The organism is Mycobacterium sp. TH-M106, assembly GCF_057473765.1.
This window is the reverse complement of record NZ_JBYCLE010000147.1, coordinates 1-10,433: the sequence shown is the minus strand read 5'-3', so window position 1 is coordinate 10,433 and position 10,433 is coordinate 1. Positions and strand designations below refer to the sequence as shown.

The window sequence follows — 10,433 nt, the reverse complement described above, 5'->3', positions numbered from 1 at the left end:
CGAGGCGTCAATGGCCTCATGGTCGTAGGCCTTGAGCCTGATGCGGATCTTTTGTCCCGCCACGCTGCTGCTACCTCGCTCCTGCTGAGGGCCGGTGCCCGGCCCCGGTGTACTCTGCGCCCCGCTCGTCCGGGTCGCGTTGGGTGTTGCCGCCGCTGTTTACCTGTCCTGGTGCACCGGCCCCCCGCCCGCGCGCGGCGTCAGCCGCAGCGAAATCTCGCCACGCTCCGAAGGTGGGACCGGACGCGCCCGGGTGGGCGCTGGTCGTATGCCCGGCTAGGAACGAACCCGGCGCAGGCCAACCCCACCAGTATGCCTCACGTCGGGTTATCGGCCAAATCCTGTTCTGAGGCCCGGGCGGCCGGTCGCATCTGCGCGCTCGGCTAGGGCTCGGCTAGGGCTCGGCTAGGGTGGCACTTTCTCGCGCTGACGAACGTCGACTTCAGTCCTCACCTTCGGATGCTGGCCCAGAACGCGCACTGATGTTGGGCCGCGAAGTCGGTCACCACCCGGCTGCCGTTGGTTCGCAGCGACATCCACGGCCCATGGCCCGAGCCTGGGTCCGGGTCCGCTACGAGCGGAGGCCAGCCCGGTTGGCCGGCGACCTCCGGGGCACCGGTGATCACGAATCGGCTCCAGTAATCGATCATCTGGTCGGACAGCCTGCGCTGCGCGACGTCCAGCGGCGGCGCTCCGGCGACGTCGAACAGGTAGCGCAACTCCAGTGAGTGGCTGGCGCCGATCGAAAACGGCACCCGCTGGTACATCTCCGGCGCGGGTGCGTTCGGATCGTCGAATTCGTATGCGTAGACGCCCGGTTCGGTGCTGGCCAGCCCGTCGGCCATCCGGTCGGCGAGGCAGGCGAAGACGTCGTCGGTGGTCGCAGCAGCGTAGGCCAGTGACACGCTGCCGCCGTACTGCTCGGGTGGGTAGTGCGCCAGGACGGCAGCCGCGTCACGCTGGCCGAAGGTGTCCGACAGCACGCCGGGGTACTCCGCGGTGCTGAGCTCTCGGCCCTCCCACAGGTACCGCAGCGCGACGAACATGGTGAACTCGTCGCGGTTGATGCCGATCAGGACCGGCACCCGGGTGGCAGATCCGTCGGTGAACGCGCGCACCGGATCCACCGGCAGCACTCGGGTTCCTATGACCGGGCCGCTCAGCCGGTCGGTGCCGAAGCGCGCATACCACAGCGGCTTGGCCAGAGCGCCGGCCGGCAGTTCCCGCAGACACGCTGCGGCGGCCCCGACGTCCACCTTGGCGCAGCCCATCGACGCGGCGTAGTCGCGGCTGATCCGCTGCGCGGTCGCCAGGTCGACCTGCGCCTGACACGGCCCGCTTTGGATGACCGCCGCCTGGAACAAGCCCGCCGAATCGGGCGCCGCCAGGTGATCACAGACCGACATCGCGCCGGCGGATTCTCCGGCGATGGTCACCTTGGTAGCGTCGCCGCCGAAGCCGGCGATGTTGTCGCGAACCCAGCGCAGTGCCGCCTGCTGGTCGGCCAGGCCGTAGTTGCCGTTGGCGCCGGTCGATTCCAGCGCGGGGTCGGCCAGAAATCCGAGCGCCCCCAACCGGTAGTTGAGGGTGACGACGACGATGTCGCCGCGGGTGACCAACCGCTGCGCGTCGTAGATGTCGCCGCTGCCCTTGACGAAGCCGCCGCCGTGAATCCAGACCAGCACCGGCCGAGGCGCCCGGGCCGTACCCGTGGGGGTCCAGACATTCAGGGTCAGGCAGTCCTCGCGCGTCAGCGGGCCCGCGACCGGGGCGTCCCCGGTCTCCTGAATACACCACGGGCCGGGTTTCTCGGCGTCGCGCACCCCGGGCCACGGCACCGGCGGCTGCGGCGGCTGCCAACGAAGCGGCCCGACCGGCGGAGCCGCGTAGGGTATGCCCTCGAACAGACGGTGATCCCGACCGACCACACCCCGTACCATTCCGGCTGCCGTCGGCACCTCGGCGGCGTCCAGCGAGATCGCAGCGGCCGGCCGCGGCCTCGGCGGCGTTGCCCCGCCGCCGCGCGCGCACCCGTTCGTCAGCACCCCCACCAGCACCAGCACGACAGCACCGGCGTACAGGCCACGAGCTGATCTGGTCGGCACGAACGTCAAGCTTAAGGGCAACGCGGACCACGCTCGGCGGATCGCCGCAAACCTTCCCAGTACCATCGGAGACCGTCGACAATGACGACAACGGACAGCTTCGGGCCATGCCGGTGAGGAGTTCACGATGAGCACTCCGATAGTCGACCAGGCCGCCAAGGTGTTCGCCGACCCGACGGCCTACGCCGACGAGCCGCGCCTGCATGCGGCCCTGACCCACCTGCGTGCTCACGCGCCGGTCTCCCTGGTGGATTGCCCGCCCTATCGGCCGTTCTGGGCTATCACCAAGCACGCCGACATCATGGACATCGAACGTGACAACGTGTTGTGGATCAACGAGCCGCGCCCGCTGCTGATGACCGCCGAGGCCGACGACCTGCAGGAGGCGCAGCTGGCGGCCGGGCTGGGCCTGCGCACCTTGATCCATATGGACGACCCCCAGCATCACAAGATGCGGTCCGTCGTCGCCGACTGGTTCCGGCCCAAGGCAATGCGGGCGATGAAGGCGCGCGCCGACGAGCTCGCCAAGCGCTACGTGGACCGGATGATGGCGATCGGGCCGCAGTGCGACTTCGTCCAAGACATTGCCCTCAACTACCCGCTGTATGTGATCATGTCCCTGCTGGGACTGCCAGAGGCCGACTTTCCGCGGATGCTGCGGCTGACCCAGGAGCTGTTCGGCGGCGACGACGACGAGTACCGCCGCGGCTTAACACCCGAAGAACAGCTGGCGGTTCTGCTGGATTTCTTCGAATACTTCAACGCACTCACCGCGGCTCGTCGCGAACATCCCACCGAGGATCTCGCATCGACTATCGCCAATGCCCGCATCGACGGGCAGCCGTTGTCCGACATCGACACCGCCTCGTACTACGTCATCCTCGCCACCGCCGGCCACGACACCACCAGTGCGGCGATCAGCGGCGGCATGCTGGCCTTGGTCGAGCATCCGGAGCAGCGAAATCGGCTGCGCAACGACCTCGATCTGATGCCGACCGCGGTCGAGGAGATCATCCGCTGGACGACGCCGGTCAAGGAGTTCATGCGTACCGCCACCGCCGACACCGAGGTGCGCGGAGTACCCATAGCCAAGGGCGAATCGGCCTACCTCTCCTACGTCTCGGCCAACCGCGACGAAGACGTCTTCGACGACCCGTTCACCTTCGACGTCGGCCGCGACCCCAACAAGCATCTGTCGTTCGGATACGGCGTGCACTTCTGCGTGGGTTCGGCACTTGCCCGGATGGAGATCGCCAGCTTTTTCACCGAGTTGCTGCCCCGACTGGAGTCCGTCGAGTTGTCCGGGGAACCACAGTTGACCTCGACCACGTTTGTCGGTGGTGTCAAGCACCTTCCGATTCGATACCGGCTGCGCCCCTGACGAACTCCGCGGCCCGGTGCGCGAGCATCACGATGGTCGCATGCGGCCCACGGCTGGTGACTGCAGGCAGTGCCGACCCGTCGACCACCCACAGGCCGTCGACGCCGCGGACCCGGCACCGCGAGTCCAGCACAGTTCCCATCGGCGCACTGCCGCACAGATGCTGTGACGTAGACCAGACGGGTGGACCCACCTCTGTTGCAGCCCCGAGGATCTCGCGGACCAATTCAGCACTCCGCCGCAGTGCGGCAACGTCTTCGGGATCCGAATCGTAGCGGTGTTCGATGCGCGGCGGTATGCCCGGGTCCGCGGACACAAGTGTCAACCGACCACGTGACCGCGGCTTCATCAGCGCCACGCCGATATGCGGCCAGTCCGGATGTCGCGGTGACACCTCACCCGCCAGGGAAGCGAATCCACCGGTGTACGGACGGATCTCGACGTCGTCGTCGGTGTGCAGGACTACCTCCAGAACGGGCCTGCCCTCCGCTACCGCCCAGTCGGCTGGCAACACCCACTCCGGGTGGTCGCTGCAGCTCATCCCGACCGGCAGCGGGGCCACCACCTGAACCCCGGCGTTGCGCAGCATCGCCTCCTCGCCGATACCGGAGAGCATCAAGAGATGCGCGGACTCAATTGCACCGGCGCACAGTATAATTCGATCTGAATCCAAGCGCACAGGGCCGCCGGGGCCGATCGCTTCCACGCCCACGGCGCGACCCGCCTTGATCTCCAGCCGAACCGCAGTGGTCTGCGTCAACAATGTCAGGTTTTCTCGCCCTAACGCCGGCAGCAGATAGCCCATCCCCGGCCCGGTGCGCACACCGTCGACGATGTTGAGGGGGACGGCACCCACCCCCGGCGGCATCGCCGGCCTTCCGCCGGTATCGTTCAGATCGTCGATCCAGGCGAAGCCGAATTCCTGCGCCGCGGTCACGAATAGCTCACTGCTGCCGACCATCTCATGCGTCCGTCGGACCGGGATCGGACCGCTGTCGCCATGCGCCGAGCCGCTGAAGTCCAGATCGGTCTCGATGGCGCGGAAATGCCCGAGGACGTCCGGCCAACCCCAGCCGGGCAGCCCGAAGCCGTCGAAGTCACGCGGCAGGCCGCGGCAGAAGTATCCGCCGTTGACCGCACCGGAGCCGCCGACAGTGGCACCACGCACGATGGTCACCGCGCTGGTGGAATCGCCGGTGAGTACGGTACGGTAACGCCGCACCAATGGGCTGGCGGCGCCCACAGGCAGCTGCAACCCATTTGCGGCCTGGGCCAGCAGTGCCGGATCGCCCAGGCCGACGCCAGCCTCCAGCACCGTCACCACACAGCTGCTGTCCAGCGAAAGTTCCTCAGCTACAACACATCCCGCACTCCCAGCGCCGACGATCAGGACGTCGCTTGCCAACGTGACCGTCAGGCCCGAATCTGGGGTTTGAGGGCGGCGGCGTTGCGTTCCCGCAATACCCCGTACCACAGCCCGAAGCCATAGGCGAGATCGTCGAGCCGTTTGAGGAGCAGATAAAGCGCCAGGGGAAGGGGTCTGTCGTCACGTTCGACGCGTGTGCCGTGACGCATCCAATCCACCACGCCGTCGGTGACCGCCGCCGTCAACACCGCGTACCGGCAGCGCCGCGACACCAGCGCCGCCAGCAGTGCGATCGGCCAGTAGTGGCGGCAGACCGCCGATGCCAGCTGCAACCCCGCCGAGCTCAGCCCGCGTCCGGTCACCACCACGACATCTCGCGGCGCGGCGTCGCTGCCCTGCATGGTGTTCCCGACCCGGTGGCCGGTCATCGCGGCCACGACCAAAGACGCCAGGTAGCCCACGCGCGAGCCGATCGCCACCAAAACCCATGCCAGCAGCGTCCAACCGGAGATCACCAGCGGCGCGGTCTTATCCGGATGACGGGCCGACAGCGGTGCCGCGGAGGCTCCGTAGAAGGCTTTGCGCGCAACCCAGTCGCGCAGCTCGATGCGGTGATCGTGTGACACCAGCGCGATAGGCTCGTAGCGCAGGCGAGCCTCGGCCTCCATCAGCCGCCAGCACAGATCGACGTCCTCGCCGGACCGCAATGCCTCATCGAACCCGCCCAGCTCGCTCAACACCGACCTGCGGCACACGATCGCCGCACTCGGGACATAAGCCACCATGCCGTACGGAACGACCGGCGCCTCCCGCTGACCCAGGTCCAGCGATGAACGCACCGCCTCATAGCGCGCGATGAGCCGGTCGCTGTGCGGCATGGCGACAACGCGCGGCGCCACCAAGGCCACCGTGGGGTCGCAGAAATGGCCCAGCAGCGCCTCCAGCCAGCCACGTCGCGGCACCACGTCGGAATCCAGGAAGGCAACGAAATCTGTTGTACAGGCGGCCAGTCCGGTGTTGCGTGCCGCTGCCGGTCCTCTGCTGTGCGGGTGTCGGAGCACCTCGACCGTGCAGCAGTGCCCTGCGGTGAGGGCATCCTGGGTCACCGGAACCGCCGACCCGTCATCGACCACGATCACACGCAGGCCCCGCAGCGACGCTACTAGGCGTTTGAGTCCAGATATGTTGTCCCGCACCGGGATAACTACAGTGACATCACGATGCGAAGGACCTCCGGACGGTCGGGGGTGAGCTACCGTTGCGTCGAGCAGGGTGCGGGCCACTTCCGCGCTTGCCGCATCGTGTACCTCCAGGCGGCCGTGGGACAGCATTCCCTGAGCGGCCGGAGCCAGGCGCAGCAGCCGGGTGGGCGAGCCGCCCAGCAGGGTGGAGCCCTGCCCGAGCACCCGGACCCGTCGATCGACCTGCACAGCGAAACCGTCCGGCAGCCGGGACTGGGTCATCGCAGCATCCCGTCGGCACCGGGCGCCCAGCCGCTGACGGCTCGAACGCAGCCATCGACCATCGTCGTGAAGATATGTTCTCCCTCCGCGGCCGTCGCGGTGGTCGGATCCCCCAGCACGCCTACCTCGCTCACCGCCGCCACTCCGCCGCGACGCATCGACGGCATCAGGTCCGACAGCGGAGCGCGATTACCCGGACGACGTCGGTCGGTTCGCACCACGGTCGGCGAAAGGTGCAGCAAAACCGACGTTTCGGTGTGTCCGGCATGCGGGTCGCCACCCTCCGCGCCGCACGCCCACCAGCACACGTCGCGAGCCTCGAAGCGCAGCCGGCCAACCGCGGAGCGCAACGCGGCCATGTTGCCTCCGTGACCGTTGATGAAGACCACCCGCCGCGCCCAGCAACAGGTCGACCGCCCGTACTCCACCAGCAGCTGCGTCAGCGCGTCGGTGCCGATCGAGATGGTGCCCGGGAAACTCTGATGTTCCCCGCTGTCGCCATAGCTGATGGCCGGCGCCACCAGGCAGCGCCCCTGCGGGCCGGCGCTGCACCTCGCCGCGGCCTCTCGCTGCCCCTGCGGGCTGGCGCTGCACCTCGCCGCGGCCTCCCGCTGCCCCTGCGGGCCGCAGCTCAGCCTCGCCGCGGCCTCCCGCGCGACCGCGACCGCTATCCGCGTGTCGGTGTCCAGGGGCAGGTGTGGCCCGTGCTGCTCGGTCGAACCCACCGGGACCAGCACCGTCGGCGACGCTCCCGCTAGCTGGCTCGATGTCAGTGCGCCGAGTTCGCCGGGGAGCGCCACCCGACGATAGTAAGCCGAAATCACCTGCGGTTAACCAGTTATTGGCAAGTTGGATGGAGAATTTCTTTTCGACCGGCGCCCCGCGACCCGATCGACGCGGCCAATCGGTCACGTCAGCCCCGCCTGCCACGTGCGTACCAGGTGCCGGGGCCCGGCGGGTCGGCCGTCCTACCCGGACTATCCGGGCGCTACGCCGAGCGCCCGGCCGAAACCCGGCGGGACCAGGACATCGCCGCCGCCGAGGTCGTGCACCGACGCGCGGCCCAGGCCCATCAGCGCCGAGTCGATCCCGCCGCGCATGATGTCCAGCACGTTCTCCACCCCGGCCTGGCCTGCCGCGCCCAGGCCCCACAGGTAGGCCCGGCCGATCATCACCGCCCGCGCCCCGAGCGCCACCGCCTTGACGACGTCGCCGCCGCGGCGGATCCCGCCGTCCAGCAACACCTCGACCTGGTCTCCGACGGCGGCTGCGACAGCCGGCAGCGCGCGAATCGACGCCGGAGTGCCGTCCAGGTTGTTGCCTCCGTGGTTGGACACCGAGATCGCTGAAACACCAGCATCCACTGCCCTTTTGGCATCATCGACGCGCATCACGCCCTTGAGCATGAACGGCCCGCCCCAAAGCTCGCGCAGCCACGCGATGTCCTGCCACGTCGGCGGCGCCGTGCCCATCCACTCCCCGTAGGCCTCGAAGAACGACGGACCGCGCTCACCGCGGCGGCCCTGGTTGGGCACCCGCAGATTCGGCGCGCGCAGGCTCTGCGCATACTTCCAGAACCACCGCGGCCGGGCGAGCGCCTCGGGGAGCAACCGCACCATGGTCGGCAGATCCATGCGTTCGGGGATTTTCGGACTGCCCCAATCCCGCCCGTGGGAGAACGTCCAGTCGGTGGTTGCGATCAGCCCCGCCGCACCGGCCTGCCGGGCACGCTCGACGCGTTCGGCAATCGCGTCGCGGCCACCCAGCCAGTAGACCTGGAAGAACAGCTTGGGATTGACGGCGATGACCTCTTCGATCGGCTTGCTGGCGAACGAGGACAACCCCATTGCCGTGCCCCGGGCTGCCGCTGCCCGTGCGACAGCTATCTCACCGTCTGGGTGGACTGCCTGAACTCCAGTCGGAGAGATGACGACAGGTAGTGAAATCTCTTGACCCAGGACGGTTGTCGACAGGTCACGCTTTGCTGTCGCGCCGACCGTGTGCGGGGCGAAACCCAGCTCACTGAAGGCCGCCACGTTGTCGGTGACGGTCACGCCCTTTTCGCTGGCCGAGATCAGTGACGAGTAGACCGATTTCGGCAGTCGCTTCTTCGCTCGTTGCTGAGCGATGGCGACCGTCTCGAACCAGATATCGCGGGCCACAGCTAGACCGGGCTGTCGTCGCACAGACGTTTTGGCGGCACCAGCCTGCTGGCCGACCGCGAGCTCCTGCTGCGCATCCCCCGGGAGTGGTCGGCGCTGGGGCGTGGCTTTTCCCGCTCGCGAGTCAACGCCTGATCGCCGTGACCCAGTACACATTCCGGGTCGGGGCCGTCCATCGGCAGGCCGGTGAAGAACTTCGCTGCCATGCAGCCGCCGCGGCAGGTGTCGTACAGCGTGCAGCTGGTGCACGCCCCGCCGGCCTTCGGGTTGCGCAGTTCTTCGAACAGCTTCGAGTGCTTCCAGACGGTGTGGAACCCACCGTCGCTCAATACGTTTCCGGCCAGGAACTCCTGGTGGATGGCGAACGGGCAGGCGTAGACGTCGCCGATCGGGTCGATGAGGCAGACCACCCGGCCGGCACCGCACATGTTCAGCCCGGCCAAGGCGCCCTTGTCGCCCAGCGGGGCGAGGTGGAAGAACGAGTCGCCGGTCAGCACCCGCTCACCCTTGGCCACCAGCCAGTCGTACAGCTGCTTCTGCTGCTCCGCGGTCGGGCGCAAATCCTCGTAGACGTCGACCCCCCGGCCGGACGGCCGTAGCCTGGTGATCCGCAGCGTGGCACCGTAACGGTCTGCCAGGACGGCGAAGTCGTCGAGCTGACCGATGTTGTGCCGGGTGGCGACGACGGAGATCTTGGTGTCGGCGAATCCGGCGGCGGCCAGGTTCTCCAGCGCGCGGATCGCCATGTCGTGCGAGCCCGGTCCCCGGATGGCGTCGTTGACGTCAGCAGTGGCGCCGTCCAGGGAGATCTGCACGTCGACATAGTCACTGGCGGCAAGCCGGGCGGCCACCTCCGCAGTGATCCGCACGCCGTTGGTGGAGAACTTGACCCCGACGTGGTGCGCGGTCGCGTAGTCCACCAGTTCCCAAAAGTCTTGCCGGACAGTGGGTTCTCCACCACCGATGTTGACATAGAACACCTGCATGCGTTCCAACTCGTCGATGATGTCTTTGCATTGCCGGGTGGACAACTCACGCGGGTCGCGCGTGCCCGACGCAGACAGGCAGTGCACACACGCCAGGTTGCATGCGTAGGTCAGCTCCCAGGTCAGGCAGATCGGCGCGTCCAGGCCGTGTTCGAACTGGTCGATGAGTCGCGGAGCGGTCATCATTACTCCGCTAGCTCTTTGCGGACCACGATGCTCGAGTCCGCCAACACTTCCAGGGCGTGCAGGTATGGGGCCATGTGGGCGTCGTCGACTCCGGCCGCGCGACACGCGCATCGGGCGTCGGGATGGTCGGCCAGCGACTGCACCACCGCGACGATGGTGCGGTTTTTCAGAAACGACAGCTTGCGGGTTCCGAAGTGATACAGCAGCGCACCGAACGGTTCAGCCCGCACCGACACCTGCGAATGCAACCGCCAACCTTGGTCGGGGTCGAAGCTGAGGTCTGTGCGCGCCCGCGCCGCAGGAGCCGGCACGGTCAGTAGACCCCGCACATGCCGTCGATGGACACCTCTTCGACCAGACTCTCGGCGACGAGTTCGCTGTCGGTGTCGTTCTGCTGGTCCTGGTCCATAGCGTTGCCTTTCGTCATCAGGGGGTCGACAAGCGGGCGTCAGCCCGTCCACAATCCCGGTAAGAATATGGCATCGAGGACGATGTACTCCGGTTGGCACGGTGTCCTCGCGGAGTTCGTGCCCGCCGCGTCGGCGCCAAGTCAGCCGACTCGCTGCCAACCGGCCCTCGCCGACGCGTTCGACGTGGTGCGCGGCGGACTGGACATTAAAGAATTTTCGGTAATATAGTGAGTCGTTTCGCGGAGTTCGCGCTGTGGTATAGGACAATTGGTGTGTGGCGGGATCTGCTGGCAGGCGACGGTCGGGTAAGGCGGCCAAAGTACGTGCGCGGCGGGACTTTCAGGCGCTCAAGGCCCGACGGATGGCGGCGGCGG

The 10,433-nt window shown here is 67.7% G+C and carries 9 protein-coding genes and 1 pseudogene; 1 reads left to right on the top strand and 9 read right to left on the bottom strand.

Annotated elements, in window-relative coordinates; genetic code table 11:
* Nucleotides 1–63: pseudogene (locus AC2VOP_RS05320) on the bottom strand (30S ribosomal protein S10); the annotation flags it as partial.
* A gap of 386 nt (nucleotides 64–449) precedes the next feature.
* Complete coding sequence (locus tag AC2VOP_RS05315; RefSeq protein ID WP_486959977.1) at nucleotides 450–2,105, bottom strand: carboxylesterase/lipase family protein; 1,656 nt, start codon at nucleotides 2,103–2,105, stop codon at nucleotides 450–452.
* A gap of 127 nt (nucleotides 2,106–2,232) precedes the next feature.
* Between AC2VOP_RS05315 and AC2VOP_RS05310 the strand changes: the two genes are divergently transcribed.
* Nucleotides 2,233–3,486: a cytochrome P450 gene (locus AC2VOP_RS05310; protein ID WP_486959976.1), complete on the top strand. Its 1,254-nt coding sequence runs from the start codon at nucleotides 2,233–2,235 to the stop codon at nucleotides 3,484–3,486.
* Here AC2VOP_RS05310 and mftG read toward each other — a convergent pair.
* The 7 genes from mftG to mftA all read right to left on the bottom strand — a co-directional run bounded on the left by mftG (nucleotide 3,449) and on the right by mftA (nucleotide 10,058).
* Nucleotides 3,449–4,903, bottom strand: a complete 1,455-nt coding sequence (mftG, locus tag AC2VOP_RS05305) for a mycofactocin dehydrogenase MftG (RefSeq protein WP_486959979.1) — start codon at nucleotides 4,901–4,903, stop codon at nucleotides 3,449–3,451. The genes AC2VOP_RS05310 and mftG overlap by 38 nt on opposite strands.
* Entirely contained in the window at nucleotides 4,900–6,315 is a 1,416-nt protein-coding gene (gene mftF, locus AC2VOP_RS05300; protein ID WP_486959975.1) for a mycofactocin biosynthesis glycosyltransferase MftF, read from the bottom strand. The genes mftG and mftF overlap by 4 nt, the downstream gene beginning before the upstream one ends.
* Complete coding sequence (gene mftE / locus AC2VOP_RS05295; RefSeq protein WP_486959974.1) at nucleotides 6,312–7,139, bottom strand: mycofactocin biosynthesis peptidyl-dipeptidase MftE; 828 nt, start codon at nucleotides 7,137–7,139, stop codon at nucleotides 6,312–6,314. The genes mftF and mftE overlap by 4 nt, the downstream gene beginning before the upstream one ends.
* Nucleotides 7,140–7,292: 153 nt before the next feature.
* On the bottom strand, nucleotides 7,293–8,477 hold the full coding sequence (gene mftD / locus AC2VOP_RS05290) for a pre-mycofactocin synthase MftD (RefSeq protein ID WP_486959973.1): 1,185 nt from the start codon (nucleotides 8,475–8,477) through the stop codon (nucleotides 7,293–7,295).
* Between the two features lie 2 nt (nucleotides 8,478–8,479).
* Nucleotides 8,480–9,649: a mycofactocin radical SAM maturase gene (gene mftC / locus AC2VOP_RS05285; protein ID WP_486959972.1), complete on the bottom strand. Its 1,170-nt coding sequence runs from the start codon at nucleotides 9,647–9,649 to the stop codon at nucleotides 8,480–8,482.
* Nucleotides 9,649–9,960, bottom strand: coding sequence for a mycofactocin biosynthesis chaperone MftB (gene mftB / locus AC2VOP_RS05280; protein ID WP_486959971.1), 312 nt, complete (start codon nucleotides 9,958–9,960; stop codon nucleotides 9,649–9,651). The genes mftC and mftB overlap by 1 nt, the downstream gene beginning before the upstream one ends.
* Before the next feature lie 2 nt (nucleotides 9,961–9,962).
* Nucleotides 9,963–10,058 carry a mycofactocin precursor MftA gene (gene mftA, locus AC2VOP_RS05275; RefSeq protein WP_486959978.1) on the bottom strand — a complete coding sequence of 32 codons (96 nt, stop codon included), beginning with the start codon at nucleotides 10,056–10,058 and terminating at the stop codon, nucleotides 9,963–9,965.
* Nucleotides 10,059–10,433 lie beyond the last annotated feature (375 nt).

Bases quoted from the DNA above. Each gene is read 5' to 3' on its own strand.
- AC2VOP_RS05310 (WP_486959976.1), top strand. From the start codon at position 2,233: ATGAGCACTCCGATAGTCGACCAGGCCGCCAAGGTGTTCGCCGACCCG.
- mftF (WP_486959975.1), bottom strand. From the start codon at position 6,315: ATGACCCAGTCCCGGCTGCCGGACGGTTTCGCTGTGCAGGTCGATCGA.
- mftC (WP_486959972.1), bottom strand. From the start codon at position 9,649: ATGATGACCGCTCCGCGACTCATCGACCAGTTCGAACACGGCCTGGAC.
- mftA (WP_486959978.1), bottom strand. From the start codon at position 10,058: ATGGACCAGGACCAGCAGAACGACACCGACAGCGAACTCGTCGCCGAG.